The following is a 14,844-nucleotide window of genomic DNA, read 5'->3' on the forward strand; positions in this document are numbered from 1 at the left end:
AATGACCTCCAATCATGGTAAACGCCCGTAGGCGTAAAAATGAGACTGCCAGTAGCTTGTATTTAAGTTTGCATATCCGATGGGATCGCCACAGTGGAGCATCCGCCCATCGCCTACATAAATCCCACAGTGGCTCACGCCCGGGGTATCATAGGTTCCCTTGAAAAACACAAGGTCGCCGGGCCTTGGGGAGCTGGTTGGGGTGCAGATGTTGTAAAGCCCCTGCGCCCCAAGGCGGCCCACATTCCAGCCGGAATGATTGATCACCCATGACACATAGCCGGAGCAGTCAAAGGATGTAGACGGGCTGGAGCCGCCCCACACATAGGGATAGCCGATGTATTTCTCTGCCTCCGAGAAAATAGCGGCGAATGTTTCATCGTCCAGATATTACCCCGGAACCTCATAGCCCTCCGGCGGGTTGGTAATGTATTTGTCCACATAGGGGGAGTCGGGAAACAGGTCGGGACGGTTACCGAGGGTGGACATATAGATGGAGTACCGGGACATCTGTTCCTCGCTCAACAGGGAAACAGGCAGGTGGGACAGGTTTTTGTTTTCCAGCGTCACATAGCAGATGTACCACGAATAGGGTTCATCGTCGCTGTCATAGCGTGTCTCCACCTCCACACGCTCCGTCAGAATATACTGGCGGTCAAAGAGCATTTGCAGGGAGCCCTCCACCTGTGAAAGCGTCCATTCCCCCTCATGGAGCGCCGACAGCAGGGAAATGAGCACATAGGGATCGTGTTCGATCTCGTCCAGATCGAAGTGGTACTCGTCATAATCGTGGGTGCTTTCGTAGGTATCAAGGTAGGTTTGCAGTTCTGCCTCCAGCCCGGCATAAGCCGCCTCCGCCCCTAAAATCGCCTCATCCTCAGAGGGGTAAGTGGTGGCTCCCAGCGCCCCGGCTCCGGCGTTGCCGATGGACACCAGCGAGGACGAACAGGACTGGAGCAGGACGATCACAAGGACACAGGCCAGTGCCAGCAGGCATCCGACTGGATGGCGCTTCACAAACCCGGCGGCCCGGGCTGTCAGCTTTTCCGTGGCGGCGGCTGTTTTCCCTGCGGCTTTTGCGCTCTGTTTTGCGGCCTCCTTCGCCCGCTTCTGGTATTGCCTTCTAAGCCGCTGTTTCTGCCAGTACCGGGTAAAATAGTTTTTGGAAAGCTCCGGGTGCTCCTGTGCGGCGGTGTGGAAATGATAATCCGCCGCCGCTTTCTGATACTTGGCCTCGGCCCGGCTAACTGCCCTGGCCGGATGTTCCCGGACTTTGCGTTTTACAAACCGGGAGCCATGCCGCAGGACAACCTCCCCGGCAAGCTCCGAGCGGTGGGCCCCTTCGGTTCCTACATTTTCCTGTTCCACCTCGTAGAGCTTGCCATGCACAAAGCCGTGAACGCCCCATCCAGCGGCCCCCGCCGCCTTACGGATCGGGCCTTTTTGTTTGGGCGGCTTCTGCTTTTCCAGCTTTTCCTGGGCGGCCTCCCGTTTTTCGCCCCGCTTTTCCATGCGGAGCTTGGATGCCGCCGCTTGTTCCTGCTGGCTTTTCTGCCGGAACTTCGTCGTCGCAAACTTCGCTTTAGCTTCTTTGGCGGCGTTGCCACCAAAATCCGCCCGCTCCGTTGCTCCTCCTCTCCCCACAAAGTCATCCGACTTTGCGGGGTTCCCCATCTTTGGGACACTTTGTCCCGAAGAGCCAGCCGCCCCGGGCTCCTGTTCAGAGCCAGCCCCAAAAGCAGAGCCGCCGGGCTCGGCAGCTCCGCCTCCGGGTTCGGTATGCGTTTGGGCCTCCGGGCGTGGTTTATTCGGTTTTCGCTTCATTCTTCATATCCTCCGGTCGGGTGGTTAAGAGGTCATAGATTTCCCCCTTCGGGAACCGATCCACAAACGGGATGGTCACATTCCCGTAAAACAGCAGGCCCTCGCCGGAATTAGAGTGGGTAATGTAGGAAAGCTGGTGCTCGGAAATACCGAGCTGTCTTGCCAAAATCGCCCGGTCACTCTGCGCCTGCGAGAGCAAAATCATAAAGTCGGTATTATCCAGAATGTTCTCGATCTCCCGGCTGGCCAGAAGGTCTTTCACATTCTGCGTGAGGGCGCTGGAAACGCAGCCTTTCTTTCTCAGCATTTTCCACACCGCCACAAAATAGCTGGCGGTCAGCGGATCACGGAGCAGGACATGGAACTCATCGAAATAGCACCATGTCGCCACGCCCTCCCGGAAGTTGGTATCTACCGCCTGGGACACAAATTCATTTGTGATGTGCATGGCGATCTTGCGGAGGTTTTCTCCCATGTTTTTCAGCACGATACACACCACCCGGCTGTCGGTTTTCACATTCGTGGGATGGTTAAACAGGTTGAGGGAGCCGGTGCAGTAGAGCTCAAGGGCAGTTGCCACACGCCGGGCCTCGGGCTCCGGCTGTTTTAAGAGCTCCTCGTACAAGTCCTGCAAAAGTGGGGTTTTTCCTGTATCAAGCCCAAGGGCTTGTTCCCGGTACACCAGCCGCACACAGCGGTCAACAACTGTTTTTTCGATGGGCTGTAAGCCTTCCTTTCCGCCTACCACCAGCTCGCACAGGGAAAGCAGGAAATCCGCCTTCATGGAAAGAGGGCTCTCCCCGGCGGCCATGTTGAGCTCCACATCCATCGGGTTTAGGTGGTGGGGGCTGTCCGGGGCAATCTCGATCACCTGTCCGCCCAGCCTGCGAACCAGCGGGGCATATTCACCCATCGGATCAACAATGATAATCCGATCCTGGGGGATGGTCAGAAAGACATTGAGCAGTTCCCGCTTTGCCGCAAAGGATTTTCCCGAGCCCGTAGAGCCGAGGTACATTCCGTTGGCCGACTTCAGCTTTTTGCGGTCAGCCATGATGACATTGTGGGAAAGGGCGTTCATGCCATAGTAGAGGGCCTGTCCGTCCATCCGCAGCTCCCTTGTCATAAAGGGGATAAAAATTGCCGTGGAGCTGGTTGTCATACCACGCTGGATCTCCACTTCGTTGTAGCCAAGGGCCAGCGAGGACACAAAGCCCTGCTCCTGTTGCCAGTCCAGCCGCTTGAGGGCGCAGTTGTATTTCTGTGCGATGCCGCCCACGGTAAACACATCATTTTCCAGCCGCTGGCGGGTAGGGGCCATATTGACTACCGTAAAAGTCAAAAGGAACATCCTCTCGTTGCGGGACTGGAGGTCGGCAAGGAGCTCCGCCGCATCCTTGGAAAAGGTAATGAGGTCGGGCGGGAGAATGTCGGGATCGTACCCGGCCCGGACAGCCTTCCGCTGTTCCTCCACCTTCATTTTCCCGATGTCGGAGATTTTTCCCTTGATGGTTTTGATGGCCTTTAGCTGATCCACCGTCTGGATATGGAGGGTTACGGTCATTTCCGCATCCAGCTCCAGAATTTCCGCCAGCAGTTTATCCGAGAGCTCAGACGCCAAAATCTGCAAGTAGGAAACAGCGCCCCAATACTGGCCCACCCGGAACAGGCGGGAGTGCCGGAAGTCAAAGCTGTCCGGGGCGATATAGTCCTTGGTTCCGAGCCCCGTCTGAGGGATGTCCTTCCATGAAAAGCGGAACGGTTCCCGGTTGCCCGGATGCATCTGGCTGTGAAGCAGGGCCAGCCTTGCCCGCCCGTCCATCGGTTCACAGGGAACGCCCAGCCGCTTAAAGTTACCCATCACATCAGCCTCCACACGCTCCAGACGGGGCCGGGCCTCCACGATCCCTCCGGCTGGGATGCCGAAAGTAATGTACTTGGAGCGTTCAATCCCGTTGTTAGACCGGGCGATCTGGTTTTTCAGCATCCCGGTAAATTCCTCCCGGACGCTGTTAAAATCATCATCCGCCTGGGGAATGTTTACCTTATAGCGGCTCCGGGAATGGGAGCGGCGGTTGATAAAGGAAAGCTGGAACGGCAGGGAGCTGTCAAAGTAGTTGAGGAATGAGCTCCAGCCGCCAAAGATCGCAGTCTGATCCTCGGTGGATGCCACGGAATAATTGATGTCCTCATATTCCACGGTCTTTGTGTAGAGCCCGCCGGGGAGCTTGCATACCCCGTCCGGGTGCATCGCCACATAGGGGATCGTCTGCTGGGCGGACAGGGCCGCCCGGGTTTTAGCCTTTGCGGTTTTTCTTCCGCTGGTTGGATTTGCCTTTCGCAATCGCATCCTCCTTTCTCACAGCGCCCCGCCCGGCAAAGGGGGCGTAAATGTTTTGTGTCTGATAGGGCCTCACTCCGGGCCGCAGAAACCGGGCCCGTAGGATGTTTTTCAGCACCTTTTCCGCCGGGAGCCCGTCTTTTTCATACATGGCCAGAAGAAACGCCGGGAGCATCACGGCCAGCATAAGGAACATGGCCCCGATATTACCGATAGAGCCCCGGGCCAGCAGATAGGACGGGATGCCCACTGCCGCCGCACAGCCAAAACAGATGAGCTGGCGCTTGGTAAGGTTAAAGGCCATCTTGGTTTTGATTTTGGATAAATCGTTGGGGACATTTACATAGGGCATGGATCACCCTCCTTTCCGGCCCCGGCATCTTTGGGACACTTTGTCCCGAAGTCGGGGATGGTGCTTTTTACTTCATTTCCCCACACATCCCAGCCGGGCGGGGACTGTCTGGCAAAAAGCTCCACCCGGGGCAAGTCGCCCATAAGGGCCACAATCTTTTCCCGGGCCTCGTCCGGCTTTTTGCTGTGGGCTTCAATCGGGGAAATGATAAACTGATGGATATTTGCCGCCTGCCGTTTGGGATAGCCCTTGGTAGCCAGCAGGCAGATTTCCGCATTTCCCCTCGTCCAGAAGCCAAGACCATAAAACCAACTGTCTGCCTTTTTATTCTTTTTGAGCCACACAAAGGCCACCGACTTATAGCGGAAGCCCCACGCCTCTATGAGCCGCAGGGCCGCCGGGAGCTGGGGGAAAGTCGCCCACAAAAAAAGTGCGCTGTCCGGGGCGGCCAGATCAGCCACCGGGAACGCACAAAGCTCGTCAATCCCCATTGTGGGGTAATGGTTTTCTGCCGCCCCCTGTACCTTACTGCGCTGGTACTGCCAAGGGGGATCAGCGTAAATGATAGAATAGTTTCCGATAGTCATACTCCTTTCTGCCCGGCTTTGACCGCCTCATCAGCCAGCCGGATGCGCTCACTGGCGGCGGCATAAAAGGCCGGGGCGGTTTCAAAGCATACAAAGTGGCGGCCCGTATTGAGGGCGGCAACGGCGGTTGTGCCGCTTCCGGCGCAGATGTCTGCCACCACCTCCCCGGGCTGGGTGTAGGTCTTAATGAGATACTCGCACAACTCCACGGGTTTCTGCGTGGGGTGGACGGTGCGCTGTACGGAAGAAAAGGACAACAGGTTTCCGGGAAAGCGCAGGCCGTCCTCTGATCCGCTGCTGGAACGCAGGAATTTTCCATAGTTGGGGCTGTTGTCCCCTGTCCGGGAAATTTTCTTATAGGGCTTGCCCTGTTCAAACTGCGGATCGTAATAGGGCAATTTTTGATAGAACACCAAAATGTTTTCCGTCCGCTTTAGGGGAGCCAGCCTTGCGTTGAGAAAGCCGGTACACCGGCTTTTGTACCACACCCATTCATAACGGAGCATAGAGAGGTTGGATGCCCCCAGCACCTTATCATAAGGGCATTGTGCGAAAAACAGCACTGCGCCCTCGGGCTTCACCGCCCACTTGACCGCCTCCCACAGTTCCGGGAGCGGCACATCCCAAAAGTTCCGGGTAGTGCCATAGGGCGGATCGGTAAGGAGCATATCAACCGAGTGCTTCGGCAAAGAGCGCAGCCCTTCAATCCCGTCCATCAAAAACAGCCCCTCCGGGCAGGCTGGAGACTTCGGGACAATTTGTCTCGAGGTCACATCACCTGTCATCCCGGGCCTCCTTCTTTTTTGCTGGGGCGGTTCGGGCGGCATTTTCCTTCCCGGCCTCCCTTGCGGCCTGTGCCATCTGCTCCTTGATCGGGGTAGGGCGGACTGCCTCGGCCCGGGCGATGAGCTTTTCCACCGCTGAATGGTACGCCTGGGCTCCCGCCGCATTGAGCCGCTCCTGGGTGGCCCGGTCATTGATCCGCACCGTGGAACAGTAGCCCGTCCTGCTGGTGGGATCGGGTTTGCTGGGAGCCCCAAGGAAAATCCCGTTCTTACCATCCACCACCTTGAAATCGTCAATCACTACACCGCCATAGTTGACGCTGGCAAAGCCGATGAGCTTGCCCTGGGGCTCAATCGGGCGAACCGTGACTTCGATGGGGACAGCGGCCTCCTGCAAAACGGCGTCCGTCCGCAGTTTGACCGCCTCATCCAAGGTCACGCCCTTTACCTCCGCCAGCTCCGCAATCGGCGCATCCAACAGCCAGCGCCGCTCCTCGGCGGCGATCTGTTCCGGGGTTAATATGACATCCTTACTCAAAATTGTTTCCTCCTTTTCCGGCCTCGGGACACTTTGTCCCGAAGTCCGTCCGTTTAATGCGCCCCGAAGATGCGCTGGGCGATGCCGCCTGTCTTAAACAGCATGAAACACAAAAGAACCGTATAGCCCACGGTTCCCCATATTGCTCCAATCGGATCGCCGCCTGTGGCGATGCCTTGAATAAGCACCGCATAGATCGCAACACAGACCAGTATGAGCATCCCTTGAAAGCCCACGGCGAACAGGGATTTTAGGTAGTTCTGCCCTGTGCCGCCCAGCTCCCGGTTGGAAAGCGTGGCAACGGGCAGGGGTGCTAAACTGGTCATTAAATATATTTCAATCATTCTTCCGTACACCAGAACGAAAATGATGATCCCCATGATCTGCATGGTCAGCCCGATTACAGAGGACTGGAGCCACAGGCCAAGGAGCGGCCCCAAGTCCATGCCCTCCAGCGTGGTTTCCAGCTCCGCCAGCATATCCGGTGTAATGTCGGTGGAGCCCTGAATAAGCCCCGCCGCATCCGCAATCACGCTCTGCGACACATCGAACACCGCCATGACAATATCAAAGGTGTTGGAAAGAATGAGGATGGCACAAGCGGTTTTGAATACCCATTTGTAGATATTCGCCACATCAAACTCGTGCATATTGTTCTTTTCCAAAAGCATCTGTATCAGCTCGTAGGTGGCAACAAAGGTCAGCACCAATCCGGCAATCGGCAGGATCACAGTTTCGGAAAGCTGGCGGATGAGGGAGAAAACCCCGGCGTTCCATGCCGCCGGGGTAGTCCCTACCTGTACCGCAATCTCTCCGACTTTGGCATTGACGGTATCAAAGAGCCCTTCGAGGTTCCCCATGATGCCGCTGATCAACAGCTCTTTCAGCCAGTTCGTGAGCCAGTCGGTGAGAAAATCCATAAGCCCTCCTTAGAACAAGCCAGACAACAGGGGGATCAGCGTGGTTCCCAGAAGGATGATGCCGCCGCCAGCCATAAGCTGCTTCATGCCCTGGCTTTTGGAACCTGGGTTGTCCGATCCATAGCCCTCCAGCAGATTGACCACACCCCACACGCCAAGACCAGCGCCGAGGGCTACAACAAGGGTCTGCAAAGTATCAATAGCGGAAGTGAAAAACTGCATAGAGCCTCCTTTTCTCCGGGGTATTCCCGGCCATGAAAAAAGCCGCCATTTCTGGCGGCGGGTTACATACTTCGGGACACTTTGTCCCAAAGCCCTGTTTATGCAAAGGCGTCCGGATCGTCGATGTCATCATAATTGAGGATGTCCTCGTCCTCGCTTGTGAGCCCATCGTCCGGCACAGCCACGGCATACACCTCACACAGCTCGTCCGGCCCGGGCCGCCTGCGGCGGTTAATGAGCCGGTCAAGGTCAAAGGCGTTTTTCTTTTTGTCGGCTTCAGCCGTATATCGGTAGTTCGGGTGCTTTTTCAAATCGTATTTTGGGGAATAGAACGGGGGCAGGCCCCGAAGCTGTAAAATGCACTTATCCCCGGGCATGGTCGCCAGTTCGCTGGGTGTCATCAGCTCCCGGCCCAGCCGCTGGTTATTTTGACTGTAGCTTTCCGACTGGCCACGGGAGCGGCTGTCCGTCTGCATGGAGATGGTAGCCTTACCCAGCCAATTCTCGGATATTTCCTTGATGGTGCTGGCCTCCCGGCCTCCGAGGAATATCACGCTGTCCATATTTCCCAAAATGGTTTCGGCGTGTCTATCGTAAATCGCCTTACACTGGGCCAACTGCTGATAGAACAGCGTCAGGCTGATCTCACGGGAGCGGATGACGGCCACGATTTTTTCAAGCTGGGGAACCTGCCCTGTGTTGGCGGCCTCGTCCCACAGCACCCGTACATGGTGGGGCAGGCGGCCTCCGTGAACATTGTCGGCCCTCTCGCACAGCAGATTGAACATCTGCGAAAAGGCCAGAGCCACAAGGAAATTATAGGTTTGCGTAGTGTCCGAGATGATAAAGAACACCGCCGTTTTCCGATCCCCGATGCGATCAAGCTCCAGCTCGTCATAGGCCATGACCTCCCGAAGCTGGGGGATGTCAAAGGGAGCCAGCCTTGCACCGCAGGAAATAAGGATGGATTTTGCTGTTTTGCCGCTGGCCAGCTTGTACTTTTTGTACTGCTTGACCGCAAAGCAATCCGGCTTTCTCTTTTCCAGCCCGGAAAACATATAGTCCACGGCGTTCATAAGATCCTCGTCATCCTCCTTGACCTCCATCCCGGAAATCATGTCAACCAATGTGTTCATGTTCCGATCCTCAGCGGGGCCCTCAAAAATGATATAGGCGATGAGGGCGCAGTAAAGCAGGGTTTCCGATTTTGTCCAGAATGGATCGCCTTCCTTGCCTTCGCCTTTTGTGTTGGAAATAAGAGCGTCCACAAATTTAAGGATGTCGGCCTCGTTGCGGATGTACGCCAGCGGGTTATAGTGCATGGACTTGGAAAAGTCGATGCTGTTAAAAACCTTGATCTTGTACCCCTTTTTCTTTTGGAGAAAGCGTCCCACCTGGGACAGCACCCCACCCTTGGGATCAACCACCACGAAAGAGGAATGAGCCTGCAAAAGCTGGGGCGTGAGCCAAAACCTTGTTTTACCCGAACCAGATGAGCCGATGACACAGCAGTTTAGGTTTCGGGCATTGGCCGGGATTTTGGGCCGGGTGTTCATGGTTAAAAACTCCGTCCCGGTCAGAATGACATTGTTTTCAAACTTCGGATCGACAAAAGGGCGTATATCTTTTTCAGATCCCCAACGGGCTGAACCGTATTCCTCATCCCGCCGGAATTTCTTTGCGTTCCTGCTTTTCACATAGATCAGCAGGCGGAAGCCCACAGCCCCCACAATGCCAACGAGCCAGTCAAAGGGAGCAAGCCCCGGGGAAAAGTCGGCAAAGGCCGGGCCAATGGTCTGGCCCAGCCCCATGAGCTTATGAGCAAAATCCGCACCCGCCGCCAGACGGTAGGCCGTCCCCAGCTTGAGAAAGGCCCACAGGACAAACAGATACGGGATGTTGGGAATAAGGTATTTTTTGATGCTATCGTTCTTCACGAACCACCTCCTTTGTCCGTTCCTGTGTTTTGGGCGGTTCCTTTACAAGCTGTTCCGCCGCTTTTTTGAGTTGTTCCCGGATGGGGATGCGGCTGGATTTTGACTGTTCCAGAAGCCTGCGGGAGTACCGCTCAAAACAGGCGGTAATTGCATCCGCCTGTCCCGCCTTGAAAAACAACAGGTATTTGTCCGGCCCGGTTTTGTAAAAGGCATAGTCCACATTAAAACGGCGGGCCATACGGTCAAAGAGCTTCGGGGCCTCCACCTCGATGCTGTTCACATTTTCGCCGTGGGCCATGAGCTTTTTCACGCTCTGCCTGCCGTGGGGCCTTTGGGCTTTCTTATGCCGTTTGGCGATCTGGCGGCCCGCCGCCCGGAGCACATAGGCCAGCCCCCGGGCTGTCAGCTTGCTGGCCCTGACAGAAATCGCTATGGAGCTCCGGGAAATTTCTTCATCAATCAGTTACACCGCCTCCTTTCGCCTTGGGACAAATTGTCTCGAAGTCCCGTTACCGTTCCTCATGGTGCTTTTCTGCCAGCCGCCGGAACCCCTCCTTTGAGGAACCGTCAATAATTTCTTGATAAGCGGCCATCTGCTCCCGGATCGAAAGCTGGGGGTAAGCAAAAACCCTGTGTTCGGCGGGGATGTCCTGGGGGCCGTGGTAGACCTCCCGGAAATTATCACTTATCTTTGTTACATAGCCGCCTGGCGCAAAGTGGCCATTTTCATTGATAGAAACATCCCGCCCGTATGCTTCAAAGTCAAAGTAGGGTTTGATATGATCCGGCACAACAAGCGTTTCCATGTCATCCACATACAGGCGGCCCAGCGCTTCCTCGTCATCCACGCCGGGGTGCAGGTCATAACAATCTAAATTCTGCGTGAGGTTGATCAAGTCCTGCACCGAGCCACAATGCTGGCCGCTGTCCATAACCGCCTCCAGCGTGTCCCGTTCTGATGGGGAGAGCTCCTTCAGCAGATGGGCCAGATGGTTGAGCTCGTCAATGTTTTCATACTCGCCCAGATAGTCATAAAGGCCAAGAATGTCGCTGTCAAAGGAGATAATAAAATATTCCTGGCAGCGTACCCCGTCCACGCCGATCCTCTTTAAGAGGGACTGCACCTCCTCCGTGTTGGTGGGGAAATGCAGCGTTTCCCCCACCAGATGCCCCGCACTGTAAAGGGCAGGATTTGAAATGAAAGCCTCAAAAACAGACTCCATCAGCGTTTACCCTGTCCCTTGACAGTCAGGATGCCCTCAAGAGTGGTGGCGGTAATTCCTAGCCGCTGGGCCACGGCAATATCATTTTTCATGGCCTCGGTCATGGTGTGGCCGCAGACCACCAGCACATGGGAGCGGCGGAGCAAGTCACGGCCCATGTCGATGCCGCTTTTATGCTCCTCGGGTACTGCGTCATTGAGAAACAGGGGCAGATAAAGGGGCGGGCAGATCGGGGAAAAGCCTGCCTCATAAACCGCCCGGCAGTAGCGGGCGGCCTGTTCTGCGTTTTCACTGTCGCCGCCAAGCCATGCGGCGGTAATGTATGCAAGGGGACGCTTCATAGTCAATACCTCCGATATTTTAATAAGAAAGTTCAGCCCAATCCCCCCGCCCTTTCCCAATCATGGGAAAGGGGACGGCTCTGGAGGATATACCCCCGCCGCTTGCCGGGGAAATAGCACAGCCGGGGCAGACCGTCAAGGGCAGGCCGCCGTAAAACGGCGGTGCAATGCACCCTTGACAGCCCGCTCCCGGCTGTACGAAAAAACAGGCGGCGACGGGGGATATATACCACCAGAGCCATGATGCGGAGGGCAGGGCCCTCGGGACAAAATGTCTCGAAGTGGTTACTTGTCCTGCTCCATCTTTTTCGGAGCCTTCGCCAGTTCGGGCGGCTGTTTCTCTTTCCACTCATCCAGCAAATTCATGATCTGCTCCTTCATTTTGGCGGGAGTGGCCTCCTTGCCAAAATACTTTTCCAGTTCAGCGGTAGAAATAATCACGCCTCGATCCTCCTTTTTCTTTTCTGATAAGATGCCATCAATGACATCACCGTTGAGTTTTCCATCCTTGTCCAGCTCCCGGAGCTTTTTCGCCTGGGCCAGAGAGGGGGACGCCTGTTCTCCGTCAATGGAAACAGCGATCAGCCGCTGGTTTTTGGGGCGGATATAGGAAATCTCCACAGCGGGCATAAAGCCCATTTTTTTATCGTCCACCTTGTCCAGCAGTTCCGGCACAAGAGAGTTCAGCCGCAGATAACGCATGACTTTTTTGTAGTTCATGTCATGCGCCTCGCCCACGATCTCAACGGAGCGTTTTCCAATATCGCCCTCGGCCACATTTTTCAGCCGCCCGCCCTGGTGCTTGATGTCCTCCACTTCCAGCTCCAACAGGGCGGCCAGTTCGCTGGGGAGCGTCTGATCCCTCTGCTTGTTGCTGTCCTTCATGGCCTGTACCGCCTCGTGGTCAGTCATTTCCCGGACGATAAAGGGCATTTCCTCCAGCCCGGCCAGTTCACAACCATGATGGCGGCGATGGCCCGCCACAATTTCATAACCGTTGCCATCCTTTTCCAGGCGGGCAAGACCGGGAACCATTACGCCGTTTGCCTTGATGGACGCTACCGTTTCCTGCATTTTGGCATCGTCCCGCACCTTAAACGGGTGGGGGCGAAATGTGTGGAACGGATGCATTTCGGAAAGTTTCAGATAGACCAGCTTTCCTTCCTCCATAGGACGGGGCGGAGCCTGTTCCGGGGCCGGAGCCGCCTTTTCGGTTTCCGGGGCAGCTTTAACCTCCGCAGCCTTTTTCCCACTTCGGAACAATTTGTCTCGCTTAGTCGGCGTGGCCTCGCCGGGGGCCGCCTTATCCGCCTTGGGTGGGCGGCCCTTGCGGGGCTTCGCCGCCTCCTTGCCAGCGGGCTTCGCTTTTTCCTCTTTTGGAGGACGGCCCCGGCGGGCCTTTTTCGGTTCGCCATCCCCAGCGGCGGGAGGTTCCTCCTGCGTTTTCTCCTCCGGCTCTTTTGCCGCCTCCTCTTTTTCTACCTCGGCCCGGGCTGTCTGCCGCTTTTCATTCATCAGCTCATTGATTTTGTCAAAGGACACCACCACATCACCGGGCTCGGGCTTGGCAGGCCCCTCCTGCTGGGGTGTGGGAGCGGCAGTCTGTTCGGGAGCCGGAGCCTGGGGCCCGTCAACCGTAACAGGAGCGGGAGCCTCCGGGAGCTTCTCCTCACCGGGGCCTGTGTTCAATTTTTCATCTGCCATTCACCATCCTCCTTTTCGTGAAAGTTGCACAATTTTTCGGGGTAAATTTCTGTAATTATTTTTCCGCCTCCTTCCGGTCTATCCACGCAAAAAAGCCGCCCGATTTGAACGCCGGACGGCTTTTTGTGTAATGTGATAGATCAAATATTATTTTTTGTGGTTCGTAGGCTCCGAAAAGCCTTGTATTTACAGTGTTCCTAATAGGAAACAATCATATGACACGTGTAGACATAAAAAAGGGGCCTGCTTAGCAAGCAGACCCGTTTTCCAAAACCAGATATTCAATTTATATGGACCGGCAATGATCCGGAGTATGGTCCGGCAGCAAAGCCGCCGCCCATTCCTCCTTTCCGGATGCCAGTATCGGAGCATTCGTCAGCACCCATGTCAAATAACGGTAGAGATCAAGATTGTTGGCTTTAGCAGTTTCAATTATGCTGTAGATCACTGCGCTGCCTTGCGCGCCATGGGGCGTGTTTGCAAACAGAAAATTCTTCCTTCCAATCACAAATGGCTTTATGCTACGTTCCGCCAAGTTGTTGCTTAACTCCAGACGCCCATCTTCCAAAACACGAATCAGATACGGCCATCGCTCTTCCAGATAGTGCAGCGCCTTGCCCCGTATAGACTTAGGGGGTGGCCTTATTCGCAGAAGCCCATGACAACAAAGCGTCCATCACCGGTTTGGATCGTTCCAGACGCTACGTATATCGTTCTTCCGGCGGCAAGCCCTGTAATTCTTTCTCTATTGAGAATAGTTTGCTGCAATACGCCTGCCCTTGCAATGCGGCAGTGTTTGTCTGGTTCTGCTTCGGCAGGGACTTCACCGCTTCATCAAACTTGCGGCGCAGGTGTGCCCAGCATCCCACAACGCGGACATTATCCGGCAGGCTGTGGTAGCCCGGATATCCGTCTGCATGCAGCCAACCGGAAAAGCCATTCAGAAAGTTCGCTGCATTGCTGGCTTTACGATCTGGACGGTATTCGTAGAGCACCATAGGCTGCTCAGCGCAGCTGCCCGTCCGGTAGAGCCACATATAGCGCTTGGGCTGGGCCGTCTTCCTAGGTTCCTTCAGCACCTGGAGCGTGGTTTCATCCACATGCAGCACTTTCTCCTGTACAAGCCTGTGGTGCATTTCATTGTAGATCGGAATCAGCCAATCGTCCGCTGCGCGGAGTATCCAGTTGGACATCGTTTGCCGTGAGAACTTAATGCCGGAACGGTTCAGTTCCTGTTCCTGCCGGTACAGCGGGGGACGCCATTACAAACTTTTGCACCATGATATGGTCAATCGCTTCCGGCGAGGCAAAGCTGCCCGGGATCACAGCCGGCATCTTCTCAGCTTTCATGCTCGGCGTTTCCGTTGTCTCAACTTTGCATCTCTGGCATGCGTATGTATAATATACACCCTCGCGGATCGTAGCAGTGGCGGGGTGCAGGATGAGCGGCGCGTAACTTCCTTACCGGTCCGCTCCATAATCGTGCCGCAGACATCACAGACTCGATCTTCTTTCGGAATACCATGCTCTACCACTTCAACCTTGATGTTCTCGGGCAAGATACTATCCAGATTATTGGAGCGCTTCTTCCGTGCATGCTCTGCTACAGTAGTGCTTTCAGACAGATCTTTCTCTTCAGGCTTCCATGCTTCTGCCGCGTTAAAGATGAAGCTGATTTGCCCGATGAGTTCCTCTATGGCACGCTCAGAAGAGCTTCCAAAGGTCTTATGCTTCAAAGGACGCACCTGCCCCATGATGAAATCCAGTCTCCTGCGCAGCTCTGCATTTTCGGCAACTACTGCATCATATTCCGCACGGGAAATGGTAGGTTTCACTTCTGCTTCCGTGGTTCTTGTGTCTATAATCACATCATTTTCTATTACATATCTATACTATTAAAATCACATTAAATATATCCATTTTTATGGGTCGTATTTCGTGATATGGAAAGAATGAAAGAGCATTTCCATGATAAAAGAAAAATTTGTCGAATAGATAGGAAGCTTGTCCTCTGCAAGCGCCTGCGTAAACAAAAGACAGGGAAAGCCGTCTATCGGCCTCCCTGCCCTT

Annotated in this window: 16 protein-coding genes and 1 pseudogene; all 17 read right to left on the reverse strand. The window is 55.2% G+C overall.

Going from position 1 to position 14,844, the window contains the following annotated elements; all coding sequences use genetic code 11:
* Positions 1 to 12: 12 nt before the first annotated feature.
* Positions 13 to 1,824 (reverse strand): annotated as a pseudogene (locus tag H8S45_RS13515) (C40 family peptidase).
* A complete protein-coding gene (locus tag H8S45_RS13520; protein WP_174887866.1) occupies positions 1,805 to 4,174 on the reverse strand; it encodes a VirB4-like conjugal transfer ATPase, CD1110 family in 2,370 nt (789 codons plus the stop codon). The pseudogene H8S45_RS13515 and the gene H8S45_RS13520 overlap by 20 nt, the downstream one beginning before the upstream one ends.
* Positions 4,122 to 4,517, reverse strand: coding sequence for a PrgI family protein (locus H8S45_RS13525; RefSeq protein WP_054328113.1), 396 nt, complete (start codon positions 4,515 to 4,517; stop codon positions 4,122 to 4,124). The genes H8S45_RS13520 and H8S45_RS13525 overlap by 53 nt, the downstream gene beginning before the upstream one ends.
* On the reverse strand, positions 4,505 to 5,104 hold the full coding sequence (locus H8S45_RS13530; protein WP_054328112.1) for an MT-A70 family methyltransferase: 600 nt from the start codon (positions 5,102 to 5,104) through the stop codon (positions 4,505 to 4,507). Before H8S45_RS13530 ends, H8S45_RS13525 begins: the two co-directional genes overlap by 13 nt.
* Positions 5,101 to 5,889: a DNA-methyltransferase gene (locus H8S45_RS13535; RefSeq protein ID WP_147574586.1), complete on the reverse strand. Its 789-nt coding sequence runs from the start codon at positions 5,887 to 5,889 to the stop codon at positions 5,101 to 5,103. Before H8S45_RS13535 ends, H8S45_RS13530 begins: the two co-directional genes overlap by 4 nt.
* Complete coding sequence (locus H8S45_RS13540) at positions 5,879 to 6,427, reverse strand: septation protein SpoVG family protein (RefSeq protein WP_147574583.1); 549 nt, start codon at positions 6,425 to 6,427, stop codon at positions 5,879 to 5,881. Before H8S45_RS13540 ends, H8S45_RS13535 begins: the two co-directional genes overlap by 11 nt.
* A gap of 53 nt (positions 6,428 to 6,480) precedes the next feature.
* Positions 6,481 to 7,347 (reverse strand): VirB6/TrbL-like conjugal transfer protein, CD1112 family, encoded by an 867-nt coding sequence (locus H8S45_RS13545; RefSeq protein WP_054328111.1) that lies wholly within the window; start codon positions 7,345 to 7,347, stop codon positions 6,481 to 6,483.
* A gap of 9 nt (positions 7,348 to 7,356) precedes the next feature.
* A complete protein-coding gene (locus H8S45_RS13550; protein ID WP_014080814.1) occupies positions 7,357 to 7,569 on the reverse strand; it encodes a Maff2 family protein in 213 nt (70 codons plus the stop codon).
* Positions 7,570 to 7,667: 98 nt separating this feature from the next.
* Entirely contained in the window at positions 7,668 to 9,506 is a 1,839-nt protein-coding gene (locus H8S45_RS13555) for a VirD4-like conjugal transfer protein, CD1115 family (RefSeq protein ID WP_054328103.1), read from the reverse strand.
* Positions 9,493 to 9,888 (reverse strand): PcfB family protein, encoded by a 396-nt coding sequence (locus tag H8S45_RS13560; protein WP_005933643.1) that lies wholly within the window; start codon positions 9,886 to 9,888, stop codon positions 9,493 to 9,495. Before H8S45_RS13560 ends, H8S45_RS13555 begins: the two co-directional genes overlap by 14 nt.
* 127 nt (positions 9,889 to 10,015) lie before the next feature.
* On the reverse strand, positions 10,016 to 10,729 hold the full coding sequence (locus tag H8S45_RS13565; protein ID WP_054328102.1) for an antirestriction protein ArdA: 714 nt from the start codon (positions 10,727 to 10,729) through the stop codon (positions 10,016 to 10,018).
* Entirely contained in the window at positions 10,729 to 11,070 is a 342-nt protein-coding gene (locus H8S45_RS13570) for a DUF7768 domain-containing protein (protein WP_015560029.1), read from the reverse strand. Before H8S45_RS13570 ends, H8S45_RS13565 begins: the two co-directional genes overlap by 1 nt.
* A 285-nt stretch (positions 11,071 to 11,355) precedes the next feature.
* On the reverse strand, positions 11,356 to 12,774 hold the full coding sequence (locus tag H8S45_RS13575) for a ParB/RepB/Spo0J family partition protein (protein WP_186950244.1): 1,419 nt from the start codon (positions 12,772 to 12,774) through the stop codon (positions 11,356 to 11,358).
* A gap of 286 nt (positions 12,775 to 13,060) precedes the next feature.
* The gene (locus tag H8S45_RS16630) at positions 13,061 to 13,426 is read right to left on the reverse strand and encodes an IS66 family transposase (protein ID WP_330603202.1); all 366 of its coding nucleotides are present in this window, start codon (positions 13,424 to 13,426) and stop codon (positions 13,061 to 13,063) included.
* A gap of 49 nt (positions 13,427 to 13,475) precedes the next feature.
* Entirely contained in the window at positions 13,476 to 13,967 is a 492-nt protein-coding gene (locus H8S45_RS16420; protein ID WP_256435224.1) for an IS66 family transposase, read from the reverse strand.
* Positions 13,968 to 13,983: 16 nt separating this feature from the next.
* On the reverse strand, positions 13,984 to 14,124 hold the full coding sequence (locus H8S45_RS16425) for a hypothetical protein (RefSeq protein ID WP_243182477.1): 141 nt from the start codon (positions 14,122 to 14,124) through the stop codon (positions 13,984 to 13,986).
* Positions 14,121 to 14,609 (reverse strand): IS66 family transposase, encoded by a 489-nt coding sequence (locus tag H8S45_RS16430; protein ID WP_262564786.1) that lies wholly within the window; start codon positions 14,607 to 14,609, stop codon positions 14,121 to 14,123. Before H8S45_RS16430 ends, H8S45_RS16425 begins: the two co-directional genes overlap by 4 nt.
* Positions 14,610 to 14,844: the final 235 nt, after the last annotated feature.

It is taken from the genome of Agathobaculum faecis (assembly GCF_014287995.1).
Taxonomy (GTDB): Bacteria; Bacillota; Clostridia; order Oscillospirales; family Butyricicoccaceae; genus Agathobaculum; species Agathobaculum ammoniilyticum.